The sequence below is a fragment of the Pseudoalteromonas sp. 11L1 genome (assembly GCF_055397545.1).
This window is the reverse complement of the sequence record NZ_AP041142.1, coordinates 107,935-129,341: the sequence shown is the minus strand read 5'-3', so window position 1 is coordinate 129,341 and position 21,407 is coordinate 107,935. Positions and strand designations below refer to the sequence as shown.

Below are 21,407 nucleotides of genomic sequence, written 5' to 3'. Positions count from 1 at the left end.
CACTATGCAAAATTTTGTAGGAGAAATATATGACGACAGTTGGTATTGGTACTCACACACCCGAGCAAGCACTTGCTAGTTTAAGTAATATGACTCACTCAGTAACGCCAATTCAGGCCGATGAATATTTAGCGCGTATGGCCAAAGCGCAAACCTATATGCAAGCGCACAACATTGATGCCATTTATTTAAACGCAGGTACCAACTTAACTTATTTCACCGGAATGAAATGGTATGCCAGTGAACGACTTGTTGGCGCTATTTTACCTGCCGTAGGTGATGTGCAATACATTGCTCCACATTTTGAAATTGGCTCTTTAAATGGCTTTAAGGTTATTGATGGCCCAATACACGGCTGGCAAGAGCATGAAAGCCCGTTTAAGCTATGTGTTAAAGTGCTTAAGCAGCTCAATATTAGCGACACTGCTACCGTTGGTATTGATGAAAGCGCACAGTTTTTTATTTTTGATGGTATCAATAAAGCCAGTTCAGGATTAAAGCTGCTGAACGCACAACCTGTAACCGCACATTGTCGAATGCATAAATCAGTCAATGAATTAGCATTAATGCAATGTGCCATGGATATGACTTTGGCGGTTCATAAGGCTACAGCGAGCATGCTTTATGAAGGAATTAGCACCGTAGAAGTCGAAGAATTTATAAAAAAAGCCCATCAAAAAGTAGGAGCCCCAGGTAATTACTTCTGTATTGTATTGTTTGGCCTTGCCACCTCATTCCCACATGGCGTAAAAGACCCACAAATTTTGAAAAAAGGCGACATGGTGCTCATCGATACTGGATGTAAAGTGCACGATTACCTTTCTGATATTACGCGTACTTATGTGTTTGGTGAAGCAACCAGCCGACAACGCCTGTTTTGGGATTTTGAAAAAGCGGCACAGTTAGCAGCTTTTAATCAAGCAGCCCTTGGCGAAACCTGTGAATCGGTTGACGAAGCAGCTCGCAGCTACTTAGCAGCACAAAATTTAGGACCTGAGTATCAAACACCAGGTTGCCCACATCGTACAGGCCATGGTATTGGTTTAGACATTCACGAATGGCCATATTTAGTTGGCGGTGATAAAACCCCGCTTGCCACTGGCATGTGTTTTAGTAACGAACCCATGCTAGTTATTCCAGATGAGTTTGGGGTGAGATTAGAAGATCACTTTTACATGACAGATAATGGTCCGCGCTGGTTTACTCAACCGAGTCATAGCATTGATGACCCATTTGGCTTAAACAGCTAATATATGAATCATTTAATAAAAAGAGCTGCACCTTGGCTGCTCTTTTTATGTCCAATGATTGATAAAGTAGACTTCATCCCAATATCCATTGTTATTACTAAGCAATCCTTCAAGGATCCCTATGAAAAACTTTAAAATTGATATCGTCTCAGATGTAATGTGCCCGTGGTGTATTATCGGTTACAAGAACTTAGAGACCGCATTGGCAGAATTAAAAGAAGAAATGAGTGCGGATATTACATGGCACCCTTTTGAGCTTAATCCAGATATGCCACTTGAAGGGCAAGACTTAAACGAGCACTTGCAGCAAAAATACAGTTTAACCGAAGAAGAAAGCGCGCGAAATCGTCAAAACATGGCGGATGCGGGTGAACGAGCTGGGTTTACCTTCAATTTTGACGGTAAACGCATCATGATCAACAGCTTTGATCTACACCGCTTGCTAATGTGGGCTCGTGAAGAGGGCAAGCAAACTGAGCTGAAATTGGCGTTTTTTGAAGCACACTTCACCGATTTAAAATATTTAAATCAAGAAGATGCATTACTGGATGTGGTAGAAAAAGTCGGCCTTAACAAAGACACAGCTCGTGATATTTTACACTCAGATAAATACGTACAAGCGGTTCGCGAAGAGCAAAATAACTTTAAGCAAATGGGTATTACTTCAGTGCCTACTTTCATTATAAATGATAAGTATGCGCTTACCGGTGGGCAGCCGAGTGAGTCATTTATTCAAGCGCTTAAGCAAATAAATGAAGAAGAAGCTAAGCAAGATTAGCAAACAGTTTTACAGCGATAATAACCTTATCGCTGTTTCAGTTTAAACACTGTTCGCTGACTTAAACCAAGCCCATCCTCAACATCATGGTAAAATTGCGTATAGAGTGCATCAAGCTCCCCTTTTTTGGCTAGCTTTGTTAAGCCCTGCTGTAGTAAGTCGATAATTGCTTTATTTTTTTCATTTGCATAAAAGTAATAAAAGTTATCATACTGCAGCATAATATGCGGCTCAACGACAAAGTTATACTGTGGGCTTTTTTGTATTTCAGCTCTAATCGCAGTTACTGAACGAGGAAAGTAATCGCCAAGTCCTTCATCTAACGCTTTTAACATGCTTTCATAACTCAAATCACCATTAACTGTTAAGCCATTGTTCTTTAATACATAATAATCAGACCAACTTTGCTTTTGTAAGGCTATAAACGGCTTTAGTTGTTCAAGGGTTTTTATATCTGAAAATTCGCCCAGCCGGCTTTGTTTTATCATCAGTAAACGTTTTGAGTGCAAGCCATTGTATATTGGAAAGGTTGTGTGTACGAGGCTATTTGCTTGCTCTTTTGACATACTTAACCAAGCAAAATTAATAGCCCCATCGTGCTTTAGCTCTTCTAATACTCGTTTGGTATTCATCGGCTCAACACTATAACTAATATTGAGTTTTACATTCATCTGCGCAAAGCTTTTTTCTAATAAGCTCAAAACATAGTGGTTTCTTGGCATATTAGGTGTGCTTGGTTTTCCTATTTTTAGCGTCACAGTTTGCTCGCTGCCACATGCAAAAAAAGACAGGGCAATGAGGATAACACTGCAGCATAAATTAAATAACTTCATAGTCATTCCAAAGTGCTTTAGCAGTTATAAAATGAGGAATAGTAAGTATAGCGGGAACTTAGAATTACGCTTTTAGGTGCGATAAAGTACTTTAATCACATGCCAACCAAATTTTGTTTTTACCAAATGTGGCTCTAAAATCTCGCCTTTAAACGCAATTTTATCAAACTGTGGAACCATTTGACCGCGTCTAAATTCGCCTAAATCTCCGCCCTTTTTGCCCGACGGACAAGACGAGTATTTTTTAGCTAAGGTTTGAAACTTTGCGCCTTTGCCTAATTGCTTAATGATGTCTTCTGCAATCTCTTTATGTTTTACTAAAATATGCAGTGCGTGCGCTGTATTTGCCATGAAAAAGCCCTTAAAACCTATTTACTAGTAATTAAACGCCGCGATTTTAGCACAGCCTAAGTGATCCAGCACTTGCTAAAAATGTGGCTATAAGTAGTGTTCTTCATCTTTTTGTTGAGGAATTCGACAGTGTTGGTATTTACCAAATAATGTATAACGGTTTTTAGCCACTTTGTTATAAAGCCAATCAGTCAGCCTTCGTGGTAATAACTTAAATACGCTAAGCAACTTCCACGGATACCCTAACTGGCTGAACACCCGAAAAACGGCTTGGCTACGGATAAATGGCTTTTGTGCTTCTATATAAATCATCGAAGTAAAATCGGTAGTGGAAAAACCAAATTGAGCAAGTAGCGTTTGCCCTGCCGGCGATTGCACGCTGCACAATTTAAATTTTATGGTCGGATCGTGAGCTATAATAAAATTACACCACGCACTGCAAAGCTTACATTGCGCATCAAATAATATAATTTTTTGATTTAACATTAATGCCGCGGAATCATCGCTCATAAAACTTTCCACAAATTAAGTACTAAACTACTGCTGCACTGGCTTTTTTTGTAGCTTACGCTGCAAGGTGCGCCTATGCATATTTAACTGCCTAGCGGTCATTGATACATTACCGTTATTACTGTGTAAAACATGTTGAATATGCTCCCACTCTAAACGCTCGGGTGACATAACTCCCTCAGAAATTTCAGTTACTGTCGTACTTGCCACCTCAACTTTAAGTGCTTTTAATAAACTTGCCATATCAACAGGCTTGGTTAAATAGTCATTAGCACCTAAGCGCATCGCCTCTACCGCCGTTGCTATACTTGCAAAGCCAGTCAGCAATACAATATGTGCATGAGTGAGTAAATGGCGCAGCGGTGCAATAAGCGACAGTCCATTCTCATCGGCCAGCTTCATATCTAATAAAATACAGTCAGGCTGTTGCTGGCGAGCCTTTAGAAGTGCATCAGTGTGATTATGCGCGATCTCGCAGTTAAAACCGTGCTTAGTTAGCCGCCGTGCCAACGTTGTCGCTAAATTAATATCATCCTCAATAATAAGTAGCTTCATGCTTTTGTCTCTGCTGTTAATAGTGGCATCGTTATCTTTGCAACCGCTCCGCCTTCGGGGTGATTATATACCGTTAACGAGCCATTTAACCGCTCAAATGTCACATTTGATAACATAACTGCGATTCCCATACCTTGTTCACTCGGCATGAGCTGCCCACCTAACTCCGCTAACTCTGAGGATGAAAAACCGGCACCAAAGTCCCGAATAATTAACGCAATGTTTTGTGCGTCAGGTTTCTGCCAACTTAGTTCAAGTTGCACTTGGGCGTGTTTTTGATTAGCAAGTACTGCATTTTGAAATAAATTTAAAATTGCAGGTAACAGCATAGCGTCACTTTGTAATGTGGCTTCAGGTGCCTCGTTAAGCCAGTTTATTTGTTGATTTGGGTATTGTAATAGTAACGTATCATGAATTTGATTTTGCAACTGCTCTGCTTTAATGGGTGATTGCGTGTTTTTATCTCGTAACTGCATTGAGAGGTTTCTAAAGTCGTTAAGCTGAGTGCGGCATTGTAATAGCGGCGTTTGCATTTGCTGAATAACTTCATTGTTGGGATGCTCTTCTAAAAGCTCCTCAAACAATAATTGTAAATTAGCAATCGGGGTTGCTAATTGATGAGTAATTTGCGCGGCTGCGCCATCAAGTGTAACCAGTTGTTCATTGCGCAACTGTTTTTCTCTAACTTTGGCAATAGTGCGTTCACGCTGTTGCAAAGCGCGGTTCATAGCCCCTATCACTAACGCAATTACGCAAGCACTTATAACAAAATTAACCCACATACCAATAAAATGACCATTCATATTCATTTGGTGCATACTGTGTTCGGGCATTTTAATTAATAATAAGCTATAGGCGGCAATGGCCAATACAGCAATATAGGCAAGCCCTCGAGCGCTTAATGTGATTGCAGCTATCATAATGGGCAGCAACAATAACGACACAAATGCGTTAGTTGCACCGCCACTTAAAGACAACAAAATAGTTAAAAAAAGCACATCGGCGGTCAGTTGCATTAACATGCCAATTGGCTTCGCTTGGCTTACATGCCGGTAGGCAAATACACTGGCTAACTGAAAAACCGCCTCAACAGCAATAACCCCTAACAACGGCATAAGTGCAATTTGATGTTCTAGTAAAAAATACACACTGAGTACCGCAATAAGCTGAACAACGATGGCACCACTGCGCAGCATTAATAATCGGCTAATAGCTGGGTCGGTTTTAATTAACACAATATGGTTCCTGGATACACTTGATTTTATTATTCATGATTAACATGCTTTTTTTATTGCATCTATTATACACTAAACCGCCTTATAGTATCCGCTCGCATAGCTGCACTCAAGCATACGTCACTAGTGCTTTAAGCAAGTGTTGAAGGTGGTGGACTAGCTTATAAAAAGCACCTAAGCTAAACACTCATTTAATTTACAAAGTAAAAACTTACAATTAACCTTTCACTAAAAATACAACAAACAATTGGTAAAATAGCAGTAATTACAGCTCTATAGCTGCTATAAACTAGAGTTAATAGCTAATTTTTGTTATAACGTATTCATTAGACGAACACGTCATACCACTTTTAAGAGAACACACTATGCCTTACGCACATATCACTGGTTGGGGCAAATGCATTCCACCAGCCAGCATCAGTAACGACGAAATAAGTGAAATTGTAGATACCACCGATGAGTGGATCACCACGCGTACCGGTATCAAAGCCCGTAGAGTTAGCCATGTAAGTACTGCCGAGCTTGCTAGTGTGGCTGCAAAACATGCTATTGCTTGCGCTGGCGTAGATGCAAAAGATATCGATTTAGTTATTTTAGCAACGTGCACCCCCTCAACAGTAGTTGCAAACACTGCCTCATTAGTACAAAAAAATATTGGCGCCACTGGCGCTGCAGCCATGGACACCAATGCAGCATGTTCTGGTTTTTTATATGCTTTACAAGCTGCGACAGCGCAAATTCAAGCCGGTATGATCAAAAAAGCCGTGGTTATAGCTGCAGAGCGCATGACGTGGTACGTAAACTGGGCTCGACGCGATAGCGCAGTATTATTTGGTGATGGTGCCGGTGCCGTTGTGCTTGAAGCAGCAGAAACACCTGCAGGCTTATTAGGGACCAAAACCGGCTGTGACAGCGAAGATCGTGATATTTTACACATTACTAATTTCGGCAGTGATTTAAATAAATATGAGCCAATTGGCCCATCAGACCTTTTATTTGAAGGCCGTGAAATATTTAAACGTGCGGTTAAAGGCATGAGTGAAGCCTGTGACGACGTACTTGAACAGGCAAACCTTAAGTTAGACGATATAGACGTACTTGTGCCACATCAAGCTAATTTACGCATTATTCAAGCAATTCAAAACCGTTTAAAGGTTGAAGACAGTAAAGTAATGGTTAACATTGGCGAATACGGTAATACCTCTGCTGCAACGATTGCCATTGCGCTGTGTGAGGCCGTTGAGCAAGGTTTAATTAAGCCGCATGCCAATATTATGTCGGCTGCATTTGGAGCAGGCCTAACGTGGGCGGCAAGCTATATCAAATGGGGCGAGCGAGTAACCCCCATTGCTGTTAGCGATGCTAAACTTCCACCGTGTGATAAAACAGGTTTAGAGCTTGTTGCACCGGCTGTAAAAGCGTGTAAAGACGCAGAGCCTAGCTAAAAGCTAATATTACACCAAGCAAATATGTATTGATAAACAGCGCACTGCTTTCAGTGCGCTTTTTGCTTTTTAAGGAAAGTATATGCAACTACTAGGCATTCATCATGTAGCCATCATTTGCAGCAACTACCCACGCTCTAAACATTTTTATAGTGAAATATTAAAGCTCACGATTATTAATGAGCACTATCGAGCAGAGCGTCAGTCTTACAAACTCGATTTAGCTTTACCTGATGGCAGTCAGTTAGAATTATTTTCGTTTAAAGATGCGCCAAGTAGACCAAGCTATCCCGAAGCACAAGGACTTAGACATTTAGCATTTAAGGTTAGTAATGTAGAAAACAGTAAAACGTATTTAGAGTCGCATGGAATCGACGTAGAAGAAATAAGAGTGGATGAAATAACCGGCAAAAAATTCACCTTTTTTGCCGATCCAGATGGTTTACCCCTTGAGTTATATGCGCTTTAACATCAAATAACTCAAGGCAAGGTATGTTTGACTTAATTAACCCAAGCTAGGTTAGTTAAATCGATTTTGTAGGTAAGTAAATACTGCACGAATACCTAGAGCTTCACCACCCGCAGGACGCCCGGGTAATGCTCGTAAGTTCCATGCCATTACATCAAAATGAACCCATGGTGTATTTGGCTCTACAAACTCTTTCAAATAAAGCGCAGCGGTAATTGCGCCACCAAATGGCGTACTTGAACAGTTAGTCATATCAGCCACATCGCTTTTCAAAAATGGGGTGTATTGCTCGAATAACGGCAATTGCCAAACAGGGTCGTTAACTTGCATACCCGAGTCCATAATCGCATTAGCTACATCACGTTCCGTTGAGAAAAAGCCTGGCAGTTCTGTTCCTAAAGCAACACGACATGCACCGGTTAAAGTAGCGAAATCAATAATTAATTCAGGATCATCGTTTTGTGCTTCGCTTAGTGCATCACACAGAACTAGTCGCCCTTCTGCATCAGTATTATCTATTTCGACCATAATACCTTTACGTGTTTTTATTACATCGCCTGGACGAAATGCATTACGCGAAACGGCATTCTCAACCGCAGGGACTAACACGCGAAGACGTATTGGTAAGTTAGCGGCCATAATTAATTGAGCTAAGGCAATAACATGTGCTGCCCCACCCATGTCTTTTTTCATGTTACGCATGCCTGAACTTGGTTTTAAATCCAGTCCACCTGAGTCAAAACATACACCTTTACCTACTAATGTAATTTGTGGCGCATCAACCGCCCCCCACTTCAAATCGAGTAAACGCGGTTTGTTTTCACTTGCACGGCCTACCATATGAATAGTTGGATAATTTTGTTCTAATAGCTCATCGCCTACCCATTGGGTAAACTCGCCGTCGAATGTATCAGCTAAATCGCTCATTACTTGTGATAAGTGCTGCGGCATCATATCGGCAGCGGGGGTATTTACTAAATCACGGGCTAGATTAATTGCATCTGCTTGTTGTTTTACTTGTTCATATAATGTTTTATCAGCAATGCCAAGCTGAGCTTTAGCTGTGGCTTTTTGTTTATACTCACTGAACTCATAACCACCTAACACAAACCCTAAAGCAAGTTGAGAAACTAACGATTCATCACCCTGAATTTGATAGCAGCCTTTAGGTAATTTACTTGCAAGCTCGCCAGCGGCCCAAAAATCATCAGCTCGTTGCATAATACAAAATACTTGGCTTAGTTCACCCGTTTCTGCGTTTGGTATTAACGCCAGTCCTGACTTTTCAAAGTCGGTATTTGCAAGCCACTGCTGCACAAAGCTCGGTTGCTGAGTAAGCCAGTCTGTTAATTCATTTTTAACAATAAAAGATAGAGGGATACCTGAAGAGGTATGACAAAGTAAAGCGCTCATTAATGACTCACATAATAGAAATTGATGCCCTAGCATAACAATAAGCACTATTAAAAGGTATAGCTAATTATACCCTAACTAGCTTACTTCTTTTCGGGAGGAGTTGAGTCTTGCTGTTGGTTTTGTTGAGTAATTTCTTGATCAATTTCTTTCATAGTCTTATTCATACTAAAAGAGCTCGGCAATACATCAACACCCACAAACTGCCCTAGCTTAACAACCAATGGAATAGTTAATGGTGCAAAGGGTAATAACGCAAAAATGCCTAGCCCCAACCCTTTTAATATATCAACAAACTGCTCATTGGCGCGTTTTAGCTCTGCTTTGTTTGTTTGCCCTTGAGTATAACGCTTGTAGGTTATTAGCATCTCTTTGGTTTCTTGCCTTTCTTGAGCAAGGGCTATTTTAAGCGCCACCATAGCACGGCGAAAACGCAGTTGCTGTCGCTTTTTACTAATTTTAGCAACCCGCCAGGGGGCACGATGAATGACTTTATATAATCGCATAGCCTGTATTCTCACACAGCGCTCTAAGTTCACAAAGAATAATTTACACGCTTTGTTCAATCATTTATTCTAAGTGTCCTTTTTTCCACTTTTGTAATAAAAAATGCAAAAAAATCGCCCCGACACTAAACCCGAAAGACCAAAATCTGATGAATGCTGTGGCGGAGGCAGTTGCTGCCCTTGTGTGTGGGATGAATATAAAGAAAAGCTGGCAGCGTGGAAAAAACATCATGGTGAAAATATCAACAGCAAATCAATTTAATTCAATAATATAAAATGACTAAATTAACTTATTTAGTTAGTCATTATGTATCAATGTCTGTTTTTTCCTCCTTTTCTCGCCCTAGCTGCAATTAACTCTGCGTTATTTTTAGATAAATCATTTGTTTCAACTTGTTAAATAGTGGTTAATTACCCATTGCCCTCTTTAGTTTTTTTATCTATAGTCTATTCGAGGACTCACAGGAGGTGCGCTTAATTAATTAAGCTTTTAGGAGTGAGTTAGCTATATTTGCTCCCCATTGAACGTGAAATGTCCACAATAATAAGTCAGTAATAGACTATACAAATTAATTCTAACTGGGGATATTTAGAATGAAATTAAAAAGCAATACGCTTCAACAGGCGATCAAATTTGCTCTAGCAACAACAGCCGCAGGCTTGTTTGTTTCTGGTTCAGCAATTGCTCAAGAAGAGCAAACCGAAGTTAAAGTAAACAAAAACGTAGAAAAAATTGCCGTAGTTGGTACGCGCTCTGCGCCTCGCTCTATTGGTGACTCACCTGTTCCTATCGACATTATCGGTGGTGAAGAGCTTAGCAAATCAGGTAATACTGATATGCTAGAGCTGTTAAAAGGGGCTATTCCTTCTTTAAACGTTCACTCAATGCCAATTAGTGATGCCGCTTCACTAGTGCGCCCTGCAAACCTACGCGGACTACCTTCAGATAGCACATTAATTTTACTTAACGGCAAACGTCGTCATCGCGCTTCAGTTATTGCCTTTTTAGGTGGTGGTATTAATGATGGTGCGCAAGGTGCCGACATTTCAGTTATTCCAAGTATTGCATTGAAACAAGTAGAAGTACTTCGCGATGGTGCCGCTGCACAATATGGTTCTGATGCGATTGCTGGGGTTTTAAATTTCCAACTTAAAGATGCCTCGGAAGGCGGGTCATTTGAAGTTCGTAAAGGCCAATATTACGAGGGCGACGGTGATACAACCCAAATTTCAGGTAATGTGGGTTTACCGTTTACCGATAGCGGTTTTGCAAATTTAAGCTTTCAGTACAAAACAGCCGATGCGACCAGCCGTTCAGTTCAACGCTACGATGCAACTCAACTTATCAAGGCTGGAGTACCAGACATTGCTCCGATCACCCAAGTATGGGGTGCACCAGAGGTTGATGACGACATCTCTATCTTTGGTAATGTTGGTTTAGAGCTAACTAATGACTCACAATTTTATATGTTTGGTAACTATTCTGAGCGTGATGTACGTGGTGGTTTTTATTACCGTAACCCACATACTCGCCCTGGTGCATACTCAAACGATGGTGGCGAAACACTCCTTGTTGGTGATTTAACTGGCGATATGAGCGGTAATTGTCCAACAATCATGATTGATGACAACGTTCTTGATAACCCTGACTACATTAATGGTGTAGCAAACAACCCTGATTGTTTCGCATTTAACGAAATGCTTCCGGGCGGTTTTACACCAAACTTTGGTGGTAATATCACAGATACGTCACTCACTATTGGTACTAAAGGTGAGTTTACTGGCGGCTTTTTAGAAGGCGCTTACTATGATTTAAGCGGTACTGTAGGTTACAACGAATCTCGCTACTTTATATACGACACAATCAATGCATCGTTGGGTCCAGATAGCCCGCGTGATTTTAGCCCAGGTAAATATGAACAATTAGAGAAAAACTTTAATTTTGATATTTCAAAGGGTTTTGACTTTGACTTAGCTTACGATGTAAACATTGCCGGTGGTTTAGAGTGGCATGAAGAAACCTTTACCGTGGTATCAGGCGATGAAGCTTCGTTTATAGCTGGCCCACTAACTGATCAAGGTTTTGGTATTGGTTCTAACGGTTTCCCTGGATTTAAACCATCAGATGCAGGCGAATACGACCGTCGAAACTATGCAGCTTACATTGATATTGAAGCGCCATTCACTGAAGAGTTCTTAATGGGCTTAGCGCTTCGCTACGAAGATTACGATACCTTTGGTTCAACCACTAACTATAAGTTAATGGGTCAATACCACCTTACTGATGATCTGAATATTCGTGGTTCAATTAGTACTGGTTTCCGTGCACCTACCGTAGGCCAAGCGAATGTTAGTAACGTACAAACTAACTTAAGCAGCGGTGTATTAGTAGACTCAGCGCTATTACCACCAACTAACCCAATTGCTATTCAACTTGGTGGTACTGAACTTGAGCCAGAAGAGTCTCAAAGTTATACCTTTGGTGCGGTATACACCATTGGTGATTTATTCTTAACAGTTGATTACTACAACATCCAAGTAGATGATCGTATTAGCCAATCAGATAAAATTGAACTTAGTCAAGCTGATAAAGACACGCTCGAAGCTGCCGGTGTACCTAACGTACAAAACTTAGCGCAAGTTAGTTTCTTTACCAATGACTTTGATACCACTACTCAAGGTGTTGACTTAGTGGCTAACTACTCAGCTGAATTATTCAATGGTAGTTCTACATTTAGCTTAGCGTACAACTGGAATGAAACAGAAGTAACACGCTCAAGTGATATCACAGGTGCGTTTAAAGTAAGTCGTCTTGAAAATGACTTACCTAATCACCGCGCAACACTGAGCTGGGCACAGCAATGGGAAAGCTTTTCAGCATTTTCTCGTCTTAACTACTTTGGTGAGTACCAAGGTGTTCACGTAGATTATGATGAAACCGCTAAAATAGCTGATGCAGCAGTAACATTAGATGTTGAAGTAACTTACTTTATGAATGACTCAATCAGTTTCTCAGTCGGTGCACAAAACCTACTGGACCAAGAAGCAGAGAAACTTGATTTTACCGTAGCACCTAATAACAATTGGGGTGGTAAGTACTACGAAACTTCTCCATACGGTATTAATGGTGGTTTTTACTACGCTAAAGCAACCTATACTTTCTAAAATGTGTTAACAACAAAAAAGGCGAAATGTGTAATGCATTTCGCCTTTTTATTGGCTCTAAGATGCCTATTTACTCGCATTTTTTATGGCGTTAGGGTTATAGTAAATAAAAAGAATATTTGTTGTATTATGCTACTAAAAAAAGCAAATGAGTTATTATCACAAAACAAGCTTAGAGAAGCTGAGTTTCATTTCAAAACGCTTTTACAATCAGAGCCAGACAATGGTGACGCCCTATTTGGTCTAGGTAAAGTAGCATTGCGTTTAGAACAATTTGATGCCGCTGTGTATATACTACAACGGGCGTGTCAGCATCTACCCTATGTATTAGAACCCTTATATGCACTAAGTGATGCATTTAAAGCGGTCAACTCCCCTGAAGATGCGCAAAAAGTACTCGAATACGCAACCAGTATTGCTACAGAAAACCCAGACACTCATTATTATTTAGCTCAGCACTATTTAAACTTTGGCGAGCTTGATAAAGCGCAGGCCACATTTGAGGAGGCATTAAAGCTTGGGATAGCACCGGTTACGGCTTATGTTTTATTTGAATTGGTACAATTAGGGCGCTTTAATAAAGCAAATAATTACATTGATCAGTTACACCATTTTTTAACGCAAACAAATAACCTACGCTTAAAAATGGTCTGTTATTATGCTTTAGCTAAAAGTTACGACAAGTTAGATGATACTGATCAAGCATTTAATTACTTTGTTATTGCCAATCAGCAACAACGTAAACTCAGTGAATTTAATACTGAGAATTTAATTGAGTTTTATGATCAACTTATTGAATATAACAATGAAAGTGTGCTCAATTTAGCAAAACTAAATAAACAGTACCCTGTCACACCCGTGTTTATTATTGGCATGCCACGCAGCGGTTCAACCCTACTTGAGCAAATGTTATCAGGGCACAGTCAATGGGCAACGCTTGGAGAAGACACCAGTATTAGTAGTAAGGTAGTTGCTTTTTTAGAACATAAAACAAGATTACGCTACCCTCAATGTTTAGCTAAACTAACAACGCCTTTAATTAACCAAGCCAGAGATATTTATTTAGAAACGTTAAGCTCTTTTGGGGGCAACTGCCCATTTGTGATCAATAAACTGCCGAGCAACTACCAAAACTTAGGGCTAATTTATATTTTATTCCCAGATGCTAAGTTTATTAACCTGACCCGTAACTTTCACGCAACCGCCTTTTCAGTGTTTACTAATTACTTTGCTGAAAACGAACCCTATTTTTGTGATTTAAATGAGTTTACTTTGTATCATCAGCTTTATGAAAAACTAATGAGCCATTGGCAGCAGTTTAACCGCTTAGCTATTTATAATTTAAGTTATGAGCAGCTAATTGAAAATCCAAAGGAACAATTAACCGCACTATTGAGTTTTACGGGCTGCGAATTTGAACACACTTGTTTAGACTTTTACAAAAATAAAAGCGCAGTTACAACGCTTAGTAAACATGCCATCAGGCAACCTGTAAATAACAAAAGCCTTGATAAGTGGCAGCGTTATGAAGCACCTTTACTTAGTTTGCTCTCGTTGCCTCAAACCAATTAAGCACATCCATAAACTGCTCTTGGCGTGCCTGTGGGTGAGTAAGCATATTAATATGGTCGTAATCTACTTTGTGCCCAAAGCGGCGGCCATATATTTGCATTTTTTGCACCCCAGTACCTGACTCATCAATAAACTTTTGAATGTCGATAGGCTGTGCCAATGCTTTATCTTTTACTGCCGCAATATGTAACGTTGGAGGAAGCGTAAGGCTTGCTAATGTTTTAGCGTAATCAAAGCCGTCATCACTGTCTATCCACGGATTTTGCTTCGCCCACTGCATACTTTGATAGTGCGACTTTTGAGTTTCATCATCGCTGCCCCACTTTAAGCGTTTTGCCGGTAAATAACCGTGTTTTTTCGCTAAAATTGGTGCCATAAAATACCAAATTAAATTGGCCTGAAATAACTTTTTAGGATGGTTATTAAATAGCGAACGCTTTGAACCAAAATAGGCACACGCTTTTACATCGTTTATCAGCTCAGGAAAGCGAGCAAACACGCTATTTAGCAACACCCCACCCCAAGAATGAGCAACTAAAAAGTCAGGTTTTTTACTCTCTAACTGTTCAATTTTTTCAATAAATGCCGGAATATCTTCAACAATCGCCTCAGTTTGTCCATACCGTGCTTGCTTACAAATAGCTGGCTTACTTTCACCACGCCCGCGTAAATCAGCTACGTAGCAACAATACCCTTGTTCAGCTAAAAAAGGCGCTAGCCCTTTATTGCTATGAGTGTAAAATATTTTGCCATTTTCTACCGCGCCATGAATTAATAGCACCACAGGCCCACTTGGCTGCTGGTTTGCGATACGGCGCAAATGCAGTGTTTGATGGTCACCTAATTTAATAAAAACAGACTCTTGAGTAACTGCCAAAGCGAATTCCTTATAATTGCTAACAACTCATCCTACCAGTAATAACTGGTAAGCCAAAGGGAAAATTATGCACTTTTTCTGTCTGTATTTGTTACTATTGGCTTTTATTCCTGTTGTTAAAAAAGCCTCATGAAAGCAAAATCAACTCGTTCTAAATTACATCCGCGCAATCAACACAAAAATGGTTACGATTTTAATTTGCTTACCTCGCAAACCCCTTCGTTAACTGCTTTTTTAATTACGACTCCAGCAGGCAATCAAAGTATTGATTTTAGTAATAACTTAGCTGTAAAAACCTTGAATCAGGCGCTATTAAAAAGTCATTACAAAATTAACTTTTGGGACATTCCTGAGCACAACTTGTGCCCACCTATTCCAGGTAGAGTAGATTATATTCATTACTTAGCTGACTTACTCAGCGAAGATAATCAGCAGGTTATTCCCACTGGCCGACAAATTAAAGTGCTTGATATAGGCACTGGCGCTAACTTAGTTTACCCGCTAACGGGCAATAGCGAATACCAATGGCATTTTACTGGCAGCGACATAGACTCTGCAGCAATAAAAATAGCCAAGCAGCTCGCTCAGTTCAATAATCTAAAAATAACGCTTAAACAACAAAAAAATCCCGAGCATATTTTTAAAGGGGTGATTAATGCGAAAGATTTGTATCATTTAACGATGTGTAACCCGCCATTTCACGCCAGTGCAGAAGAAGCCAGTAAAGGCAGTGAACGTAAATGGAAAAACTTAGGCAAAGCGCCTTCGCAAGCACTTAATTTTGGCGGACAAAGTAATGAGCTGTGGTGTGAAGGTGGTGAATTAGCATTCATTTCTAACATGATCAAAGAAAGCAGGGTTCACAGTGACCAAGTAATTTGGTTTACCTCGTTGGTTTCTAAAAAAGAAACTCTAGCAGCCTTAGAAGCACAGCTAAAACAACAGCCTATTAGTGAATTTAAAATTGTTGAAATGGCACAAGGGCAAAAAGTCAGTCGCTTTATTGCATGGAGCTATTTTGATAAAGCCACCCGAGAACAAATTTGTGAAGAATTAGTATAAAGCTACTTAAGGACACCCCATGATAGATTTTCGCTCAGATACAGTAACAAAACCGTGCAGCAAAATGCGGGATATTATGTATCATGCCCCCGTCGGCGACGACGTTTATGGCGATGATGAAAGTGTAAACCAATTAGAAGCTTATGCTCGATTACGTTTTAATGTGCAAGATGCACTTTTTTGTAGCTCAGGCACACAAACAAATCTGCTTGCATTAATGGCCCATTGTGAACGCGGCGACGAGTATATATGTGGCCAAAATGCTCATAACTACAAGTTTGAAGGCGGTGGCGCTGCCGTTTTAGGCTCTATTCAGCCACAGCCTATTGAAAATGAAGCCGATGGTAGTCTATGTTTTACTAAAATTGCTGCAGCAATTAAACCCGATGATAGCCACTTTGCAAAAACCCGCCTGTTAAGCCTTGAAAACACCATAGGTGGTAAAGTACTTGGTATTGATTATTTACTCAAAGCACGCGAATTTGTTAACCAACATAACTTAGCACTGCATTTAGATGGCGCTCGCGCTTTTAATGCCGCTGCCGAGCTTAACGTTGATATTAAAGAAATAACCCAACATTTTGACTCTGTATCTATTTGCTTATCAAAAGGATTAGGTGCACCTGTTGGTTCATTATTGCTTGGTTCAACAGCATTGATAGCCAAAGCAAGACGCTGGCGAAAAGTGCTTGGCGGCGGTATGCGCCAAGCGGGTATATTAGCTGCTGCGGGGCAATATGCTTTAGAAAATAACACTCAACGTTTAGTCGATGACCACGCTAATGCACGTTATTTAGCAAAGCAGTTAAGTGAAATTTCAGGCTTTAACGTAAATATGAGTAATACCACAAATATGGTTTACGCTACGTTTGATAACAGCATAAACATCACAAAACTAGCAGACGATTTAAAAGCACAGAACATTGTGTTTAGCCCAAGTAAGCAACTTAGGCTAGTAACCCATTTAGGTATTACCAAAGCGGATATTGATACCTTTATAAAAGCCTTAACGGCCCATATTTAACGCGGCTTTATAATGTTTGCGGCACACCGATTCATAACGGTCGTTGCCGCCAATTTCTACTTGGTTGCCATCGGCAATAGCCTCGCCATTTTCATCGGTACGTAATACGTGATTTGCTTTACGCCCACAATGACACACCGTTTTAAGTTCTATTAACTTATCAGCCCAAGCAAGTAAATATTGCGAGCCGCTAAATAACTCACCTCTAAAGTCGTTTCTTAAGCCGTAACACAATACGGGAATACCTAATTCATCGACTACATCGGTTAACTGCATAACTTGATCTTTAGATAAAAACTGACATTCATCCACGAGTACACAATGGCGTTTTTTATCACTATTGAGCGATTTAATTAGCTCGTATACGTCTTTATCCGCATCATAAATATGTGCATCTGCTTGAAGGCCTATACGTGAGGATACTTTGCCCACTCCTGCTCTATCGTCAATGGCAGCCGTGAGGATCACCGGCTCCATACCGCGCTCTTTATAATTAAACGCTGATTGTAATAAAGTGGTTGATTTACCTGCATTCATTGCAGAGTAGTAAAAGTATAATTGCGCCATGGCCGTGCCTTCAAATAAAAAGTGCGCTTATGCTACCCTAAAGTGCAGAGAATACAAATTTGGAAACGCTATTTTATTTATTTTGCTTCGTGCTCTAGTAACCATTGCTTACGCTCTAGACCACCAGCATAACCAGTTAGCTTTTTATTTGCACCAATGATGCGGTGACACGGCACAATAATACTGATTGGGTTTTTGCCATTTGCAGCCCCCACCGCCCTCACTGCTTTAGGATTATTTAATTGTATGGCAATATCTTTATAGGTTGCCACTTTAGCAAACGGTACGCTTTGTAATGCCTGCCATACGCTTTGCTGAAATGGCGTACCGCCAATATCAAGCTCTAAATCAAACTCAGTACGCGTATGAGCAAAGTACTCATTAAGCTGCGCCACACAAGATAAAACATGTGAATTAGTCACCTTATTTAAAGGCGTACTGATATAACTGGTCGGTGGATAAAACCCCACATAACTAATACCGTTTTCAGTTGCCTGAATAATAATATCGTCAATCGGACTGGGTAAACTGGTTTGCACTATCATAATTGCTGCCAAAGTTGAAAAGTTAAGTAAGATCGAAATGGTGCACAGTTCGCAGATTCAAAAGAGCTTGCTGCCGCTTGGGCTTTTTTAACCCCTAAATCGCCATCAAGTAAAATATCGGGTTGGCTTTGACCGCGCAGTTTTGCGTAATTAACCGTCCAAGGGCCAATTCCTTTTAAAGTAAGCCATTGGTCTAAATCATCCTCCTTGGGGTGAATAGCACAAAATTCAGCGAGATTATGCAGTGCATTTTTACGTGCCTGCGGCATTTTAAAAAAAGCAAAATCACTACCTGCCACTACTTCAGGTGTTGGAAAGTACACCTTTCCCTCTTGTTGCTCCGAAAGCTGTTGCACTAATTGAGTCACTAAATTATGCGCCGCAGTTACACTCACCTGCTGACCTAACACAGCGCGAATACCCGCTTCAAAGGTTGACCAAATACCCGGTAACCTTAGGCCTTTAGTAAGTGGAAATGCATTATTAATGTGTTCGCTTAAATGTGCCTCAATTAAATAAGTATCTGCATCTAAATCAAGTACACGGCGAATGTTGTTAATAACTGGCTGTAAATATTGCGTATTATCTATATCAATTTGTACCCGAAAATGATGTTTATCTGCAATAAATTCAGCATTGAAGCGGCCTCTACACGATTTATAAGTAAAAGTACGCCCATAACTGGTTGGCGTTAACCACTCTATTGGCTCTATAAGTCGTTTTGCTAAAAACCCATGCAATGCTTGCCAGTTATACGGCGGACGAAAAGGCAAAATTAAGGTGAGCCCAAGATCAGTTAAGTGCTTGGCGGTTCTGAGCGCTGAGGGCGCGATATTAAGTTGTTTTAAAAAAGCATCATTGAATCGTCGTACACTTTTAAAGCCAGAGGCAAACGCTATCTCGGTAAGCGGTAAGCTGGTTTCTTGAATCAATTTTTTTGCAAAATGGCATTGGTTAAATAACCGATATTGAGTTACTGAAAGACCAAAATATTGAGAAAAAAGCCGTCTTAAATAGCGGCTGCTTATTCCTAAACGCGCAGCAAGAACTTCACAATCGCACTCGTGATATTGATCAATTAACTGCTTAGCACGCAATGCTGTGGTTTGTGATCCCAGCCAAGCAGCACTACCTGGTGCGCTATCGGGCCTGCAACGAATACAAGGCCTAAACCCTGCTTGCGCAGCAGAGTGCGCAAACTGATAGTAGGTTACATTTTTTTCATGCGCAGTGGGCGCGGGGCAAATTGGCCGACAATAAATACCTGTGGTTTTTACCGCTACATAAAAAAGCCCATCAAAACGCGCATCGCGGCTCTGACGCGCTTTTTGCCAATGCTGATTAACCATAAATTGCTCTTATAAGTTATGTAGCGCTTAGCTTAACAAAAACTAGGTATATTACTGGCCATATTCGGCACTAATCTTTATTTGCAAAATCAATCAATGCTTGGCCCGTTAAACGATATATAATCCATTCACTCTGTGGCTCAGCACCCATGCTATTGTAAAAATCAATCGCGGGTTTATTCCAATCAAGCACTACCCACTCAAAGCGGCCACAGTCTTTGCTTATTGCTCTGTTTGCCAGCTCTTTCATGATAGCTTTACCGGCACCATTTCCACGACTATCTGGGCTAACATATAAATCTTCTAAATAGAGACCATTCTTACCTAACCAAGTAGAGTAGTTGTAAAAATACACCGCAAAACCAATCGGCTCACCATCTTGTAAACAAATTAAACTATGCGCTGTTGCGCCGTCGCAAAAAAGTGTATCTAAAATGGCTTGTTCATCTGTTTTAACTGCATCTGGCTCTTTTTCGTAAATGGCAAGCTCATTAATAAAATGCAGAATTGTTTTTGCATCACTTGGCTGTGCATCGCGAATTTCTATTGCTGTGTTCATTGTTATTAACCCTTCAAAACGACTTTTATGCCTATTAAATTTAAAATAAAAAGTGCCTAAATAATTATGATAACTTAAGCCATTAATATATTTATTTATACCCTAGCATATCGTTTTTATATTCAATACGTAACTATCACGGGCTTATTTAAATTTAGCCATTACGATATCTAAAAAACAAATTAAAACAGCGCTTTTATAAATGGTAAAAAATTGTCATTATGGGTAAAAAGTAAAGCAATAAGGGAGTTTAACTAAAATGGGTCATGGTCACTCACATAGTCACGTTGATGATAACCAAAGCGATAAACAGCTAACCCTTGCCGTATTTATAAATGTTTTACTGACTGCAGTGCAAGTTGTTGGTGGCGTATTTTCTGGCAGCCTTTCATTAATTGCCGATGCATTACATAACCTAAGTGATGCGGCCTCTATTTTTATTGCCCTCGTTGCCCGAAAAATTGGCAATAAACAGGCTGATACAACCCATCATTTTGGCTACAAACGCGCAGAGATACTAGCAACCCTTTTTAATAGCACTACGTTAATAGTGATCGGTGGTTATTTAATTTTTGAAGCCATAAATAGTTATTTAAACCCCCAACCTATCAATGGCTGGATCATTGTATGGGTTGCGGCAGTGGCGCTACTCATTGATTTAGTCACTGCGTTATTAACTTATAAAGCTGGCGCTAAAAACAACATGAATATAAAGGCGGCGTTTATTCATAATGTGTCTGATGCAATGGCATCAATAGTCGTTATTATTGCGGGTACTTTAATTATTTTATACCAGTGGTATGTAGTTGATTTAATAGCGACCATTTTAATATCACTGTACGTTATTTATCATGGTGTATTATTACTTAAAGCCAGCTGCAGCATTTTAATGCAGGCAGCCCCCATTGGTTTTGACCAGCAACTTATCAGCAATAAATTACTGCAACAGTTTGCTATTACGCAAATAAAATCAATAAAAGCGTGGCAACTGGACGATACTACCACTCATTGTGAAATTGTGATGCAAACAGACACCCCTATTGAGCTTAACGCCATCAAACACTATTTACATGATGAATTTGCAATTGAACACTGTGTAATTGAGTGTTGTTCATCTTAGTTTGATTATACAAAGTACTTTGTAATTAAAACTGAGCACATCTTTATTTTTATGCCTTGTGCAACAAAACGCAGAAGGCCTGCTAACAATAATCAACTGCCGTTACGAGCATCTATTTTAACGCAACGTTATATTTGACCCCCTATAGTTTGCAATAGCATACATGCAAATAAAAACAATTATCATTAACCTTGCGTTTACTTTAAATTACTCTTAATATTG

At 40.0% G+C, this 21,407-nt stretch carries 22 protein-coding genes; 10 read left to right on the top strand and 12 right to left on the bottom strand.

Features of this window, described 5'->3' with window-relative positions:
• Nucleotides 1-29 precede the first annotated feature (29 nt).
• Both ACZ5WS_RS16330 and ACZ5WS_RS16325 read left to right on the top strand, forming a co-directional pair.
• Nucleotides 30-1,250, top strand: coding sequence for a M24 family metallopeptidase (locus ACZ5WS_RS16330; RefSeq protein WP_464711990.1), 1,221 nt, complete (start codon nt 30-32; stop codon nt 1,248-1,250).
• A 121-nt stretch (nt 1,251-1,371) separates the two neighbouring features.
• Nucleotides 1,372-2,028: a DsbA family oxidoreductase gene (locus ACZ5WS_RS16325; RefSeq protein WP_464711988.1), complete on the top strand. Its 657-nt coding sequence runs from the start codon at nt 1,372-1,374 to the stop codon at nt 2,026-2,028.
• A gap of 26 nt (nt 2,029-2,054) precedes the next feature.
• Here ACZ5WS_RS16325 and ACZ5WS_RS16320 read toward each other — a convergent pair whose 3' ends face one another.
• The 5 genes from ACZ5WS_RS16320 to ACZ5WS_RS16300 all read right to left on the bottom strand — a co-directional run bounded on the left by ACZ5WS_RS16320 (nt 2,055) and on the right by ACZ5WS_RS16300 (nt 5,512).
• Nucleotides 2,055-2,861: a hypothetical protein gene (locus ACZ5WS_RS16320; protein ID WP_464711986.1), complete on the bottom strand. Its 807-nt coding sequence runs from the start codon at nt 2,859-2,861 to the stop codon at nt 2,055-2,057.
• A 72-nt stretch (nt 2,862-2,933) separates the two neighbouring features.
• Nucleotides 2,934-3,212, bottom strand: coding sequence for a peptidylprolyl isomerase (locus tag ACZ5WS_RS16315; protein ID WP_138606824.1), 279 nt, complete (start codon nt 3,210-3,212; stop codon nt 2,934-2,936).
• Nucleotides 3,213-3,299: 87 nt separating this feature from the next.
• Nucleotides 3,300-3,722 carry a thiol-disulfide oxidoreductase DCC family protein gene (locus tag ACZ5WS_RS16310; protein ID WP_464711984.1) on the bottom strand — a complete coding sequence of 141 codons (423 nt, stop codon included), beginning with the start codon at nt 3,720-3,722 and terminating at the stop codon, nt 3,300-3,302.
• A 27-nt stretch (nt 3,723-3,749) separates the two neighbouring features.
• The gene (locus ACZ5WS_RS16305) at nt 3,750-4,277 is read right to left on the bottom strand and encodes a response regulator transcription factor (protein WP_138570194.1); all 528 of its coding nucleotides are present in this window, start codon (nt 4,275-4,277) and stop codon (nt 3,750-3,752) included.
• A complete protein-coding gene (locus ACZ5WS_RS16300) occupies nt 4,274-5,512 on the bottom strand; it encodes a sensor histidine kinase (protein WP_198522716.1) in 1,239 nt (412 codons plus the stop codon). Before ACZ5WS_RS16300 ends, ACZ5WS_RS16305 begins: the two co-directional genes overlap by 4 nt.
• Before the next feature lie 365 nt (nt 5,513-5,877).
• Between ACZ5WS_RS16300 and ACZ5WS_RS16295 the strand changes: the two genes are divergently transcribed.
• The gene (locus tag ACZ5WS_RS16295; protein ID WP_010389122.1) at nt 5,878-6,957 is read left to right on the top strand and encodes a ketoacyl-ACP synthase III; all 1,080 of its coding nucleotides are present in this window, start codon (nt 5,878-5,880) and stop codon (nt 6,955-6,957) included.
• A gap of 82 nt (nt 6,958-7,039) precedes the next feature.
• Nucleotides 7,040-7,426: an SMU1112c/YaeR family gloxylase I-like metalloprotein gene (gene gloA2, locus ACZ5WS_RS16290; protein ID WP_198522717.1), complete on the top strand. Its 387-nt coding sequence runs from the start codon at nt 7,040-7,042 to the stop codon at nt 7,424-7,426.
• A 51-nt stretch (nt 7,427-7,477) separates the two neighbouring features.
• Here gloA2 and ACZ5WS_RS16285 read toward each other — a convergent pair whose 3' ends face one another.
• Together ACZ5WS_RS16285 and ACZ5WS_RS16280 are read right to left on the bottom strand one after the other, a co-directional pair.
• Complete coding sequence (locus tag ACZ5WS_RS16285; RefSeq protein ID WP_198522718.1) at nt 7,478-8,839, bottom strand: leucyl aminopeptidase family protein; 1,362 nt, start codon at nt 8,837-8,839, stop codon at nt 7,478-7,480.
• A gap of 83 nt (nt 8,840-8,922) precedes the next feature.
• On the bottom strand, nt 8,923-9,345 hold the full coding sequence (locus ACZ5WS_RS16280) for a hypothetical protein (protein WP_198522719.1): 423 nt from the start codon (nt 9,343-9,345) through the stop codon (nt 8,923-8,925).
• Nucleotides 9,346-9,448: 103 nt separating this feature from the next.
• On the opposite strand from ACZ5WS_RS16280, the gene ACZ5WS_RS16275 reads away from it, so the two are divergent.
• The 3 genes from ACZ5WS_RS16275 to ACZ5WS_RS16265 all read left to right on the top strand — a co-directional run bounded on the left by ACZ5WS_RS16275 (nt 9,449) and on the right by ACZ5WS_RS16265 (nt 14,082).
• Entirely contained in the window at nt 9,449-9,607 is a 159-nt protein-coding gene (locus ACZ5WS_RS16275) for an oxidoreductase-like domain-containing protein (protein WP_138606804.1), read from the top strand.
• A gap of 332 nt (nt 9,608-9,939) precedes the next feature.
• Nucleotides 9,940-12,510, top strand: coding sequence for a TonB-dependent receptor plug domain-containing protein (locus ACZ5WS_RS16270; protein ID WP_290170810.1), 2,571 nt, complete (start codon nt 9,940-9,942; stop codon nt 12,508-12,510).
• A gap of 129 nt (nt 12,511-12,639) precedes the next feature.
• Nucleotides 12,640-14,082, top strand: a complete 1,443-nt coding sequence (locus ACZ5WS_RS16265) for a tetratricopeptide repeat-containing sulfotransferase family protein (protein ID WP_464711980.1) — start codon at nt 12,640-12,642, stop codon at nt 14,080-14,082.
• On the opposite strand, the gene ACZ5WS_RS16260 is transcribed toward ACZ5WS_RS16265, so the two are convergent.
• Nucleotides 14,051-14,959, bottom strand: a complete 909-nt coding sequence (locus ACZ5WS_RS16260; RefSeq protein ID WP_198522722.1) for an alpha/beta fold hydrolase — start codon at nt 14,957-14,959, stop codon at nt 14,051-14,053. The genes ACZ5WS_RS16265 and ACZ5WS_RS16260 overlap by 32 nt on opposite strands.
• A 129-nt stretch (nt 14,960-15,088) precedes the next feature.
• On the opposite strand from ACZ5WS_RS16260, the gene rlmF reads away from it, so the two are divergent.
• Together rlmF and ltaE are read left to right on the top strand one after the other, a co-directional pair.
• Nucleotides 15,089-16,021, top strand: a complete 933-nt coding sequence (rlmF, locus tag ACZ5WS_RS16255) for a 23S rRNA (adenine(1618)-N(6))-methyltransferase RlmF (protein ID WP_464711978.1) — start codon at nt 15,089-15,091, stop codon at nt 16,019-16,021.
• Between the two features lie 19 nt (nt 16,022-16,040).
• Nucleotides 16,041-17,045 carry a low-specificity L-threonine aldolase gene (gene ltaE / locus ACZ5WS_RS16250; RefSeq protein WP_464711976.1) on the top strand — a complete coding sequence of 335 codons (1,005 nt, stop codon included), beginning with the start codon at nt 16,041-16,043 and terminating at the stop codon, nt 17,043-17,045.
• Here ltaE and ACZ5WS_RS16245 read toward each other — a convergent pair.
• The 4 genes from ACZ5WS_RS16245 to ACZ5WS_RS16230 form a co-directional block, all read right to left on the bottom strand.
• Entirely contained in the window at nt 17,028-17,612 is a 585-nt protein-coding gene (locus tag ACZ5WS_RS16245) for a thymidine kinase (RefSeq protein ID WP_008112278.1), read from the bottom strand. The two genes, ltaE and ACZ5WS_RS16245, sit on opposite strands and share 18 nt — an antisense overlap.
• Nucleotides 17,613-17,689: 77 nt before the next feature.
• A complete protein-coding gene (locus tag ACZ5WS_RS16240) occupies nt 17,690-18,157 on the bottom strand; it encodes a methylated-DNA--[protein]-cysteine S-methyltransferase (RefSeq protein ID WP_464711974.1) in 468 nt (155 codons plus the stop codon).
• Nucleotides 18,154-19,506: a DNA-3-methyladenine glycosylase 2 family protein gene (locus ACZ5WS_RS16235; protein ID WP_464711971.1), complete on the bottom strand. Its 1,353-nt coding sequence runs from the start codon at nt 19,504-19,506 to the stop codon at nt 18,154-18,156. Before ACZ5WS_RS16235 ends, ACZ5WS_RS16240 begins: the two co-directional genes overlap by 4 nt.
• Before the next feature lie 70 nt (nt 19,507-19,576).
• On the bottom strand, nt 19,577-20,065 hold the full coding sequence (locus ACZ5WS_RS16230; protein ID WP_464711970.1) for an N-acetyltransferase family protein: 489 nt from the start codon (nt 20,063-20,065) through the stop codon (nt 19,577-19,579).
• A gap of 259 nt (nt 20,066-20,324) precedes the next feature.
• On the opposite strand from ACZ5WS_RS16230, the gene ACZ5WS_RS16225 reads away from it, so the two are divergent.
• Complete coding sequence (locus ACZ5WS_RS16225; RefSeq protein ID WP_464711968.1) at nt 20,325-21,185, top strand: cation diffusion facilitator family transporter; 861 nt, start codon at nt 20,325-20,327, stop codon at nt 21,183-21,185.
• Nucleotides 21,186-21,407 lie beyond the last annotated feature (222 nt).

What these genes read in the sequence shown, in the direction of transcription:
- ACZ5WS_RS16330 (WP_464711990.1), top strand. Translation starts at nt 30, where the DNA reads ATGACGACAGTTGGTATTGGTACTCACACACCCGAGCAAGCACTTGCT.
- ACZ5WS_RS16325 (WP_464711988.1), top strand. Translation starts at nt 1,372, where the DNA reads ATGAAAAACTTTAAAATTGATATCGTCTCAGATGTAATGTGCCCGTGG.
- ACZ5WS_RS16320 (WP_464711986.1), bottom strand. Translation starts at nt 2,861, where the DNA reads ATGAAGTTATTTAATTTATGCTGCAGTGTTATCCTCATTGCCCTGTCT.
- ACZ5WS_RS16315 (WP_138606824.1), bottom strand. Translation starts at nt 3,212, where the DNA reads ATGGCAAATACAGCGCACGCACTGCATATTTTAGTAAAACATAAAGAG.
- ACZ5WS_RS16310 (WP_464711984.1), bottom strand. Translation starts at nt 3,722, where the DNA reads ATGAGCGATGATTCCGCGGCATTAATGTTAAATCAAAAAATTATATTA.
- ACZ5WS_RS16305 (WP_138570194.1), bottom strand. Translation starts at nt 4,277, where the DNA reads ATGAAGCTACTTATTATTGAGGATGATATTAATTTAGCGACAACGTTG.
- ACZ5WS_RS16295 (WP_010389122.1), top strand. Translation starts at nt 5,878, where the DNA reads ATGCCTTACGCACATATCACTGGTTGGGGCAAATGCATTCCACCAGCC.
- gloA2 (WP_198522717.1), top strand. Translation starts at nt 7,040, where the DNA reads ATGCAACTACTAGGCATTCATCATGTAGCCATCATTTGCAGCAACTAC.
- ACZ5WS_RS16285 (WP_198522718.1), bottom strand. Translation starts at nt 8,839, where the DNA reads ATGAGCGCTTTACTTTGTCATACCTCTTCAGGTATCCCTCTATCTTTT.
- ACZ5WS_RS16280 (WP_198522719.1), bottom strand. Translation starts at nt 9,345, where the DNA reads ATGCGATTATATAAAGTCATTCATCGTGCCCCCTGGCGGGTTGCTAAA.
- ACZ5WS_RS16275 (WP_138606804.1), top strand. Translation starts at nt 9,449, where the DNA reads ATGCAAAAAAATCGCCCCGACACTAAACCCGAAAGACCAAAATCTGAT.
- ACZ5WS_RS16270 (WP_290170810.1), top strand. Translation starts at nt 9,940, where the DNA reads ATGAAATTAAAAAGCAATACGCTTCAACAGGCGATCAAATTTGCTCTA.
- ACZ5WS_RS16265 (WP_464711980.1), top strand. Translation starts at nt 12,640, where the DNA reads ATGCTACTAAAAAAAGCAAATGAGTTATTATCACAAAACAAGCTTAGA.
- rlmF (WP_464711978.1), top strand. Translation starts at nt 15,089, where the DNA reads ATGAAAGCAAAATCAACTCGTTCTAAATTACATCCGCGCAATCAACAC.
- ltaE (WP_464711976.1), top strand. Translation starts at nt 16,041, where the DNA reads ATGATAGATTTTCGCTCAGATACAGTAACAAAACCGTGCAGCAAAATG.
- ACZ5WS_RS16245 (WP_008112278.1), bottom strand. Translation starts at nt 17,612, where the DNA reads ATGGCGCAATTATACTTTTACTACTCTGCAATGAATGCAGGTAAATCA.
- ACZ5WS_RS16240 (WP_464711974.1), bottom strand. Translation starts at nt 18,157, where the DNA reads ATGATAGTGCAAACCAGTTTACCCAGTCCGATTGACGATATTATTATT.
- ACZ5WS_RS16235 (WP_464711971.1), bottom strand. Translation starts at nt 19,506, where the DNA reads ATGGTTAATCAGCATTGGCAAAAAGCGCGTCAGAGCCGCGATGCGCGT.
- ACZ5WS_RS16230 (WP_464711970.1), bottom strand. Translation starts at nt 20,065, where the DNA reads ATGAACACAGCAATAGAAATTCGCGATGCACAGCCAAGTGATGCAAAA.
- ACZ5WS_RS16225 (WP_464711968.1), top strand. Translation starts at nt 20,325, where the DNA reads ATGGGTCATGGTCACTCACATAGTCACGTTGATGATAACCAAAGCGAT.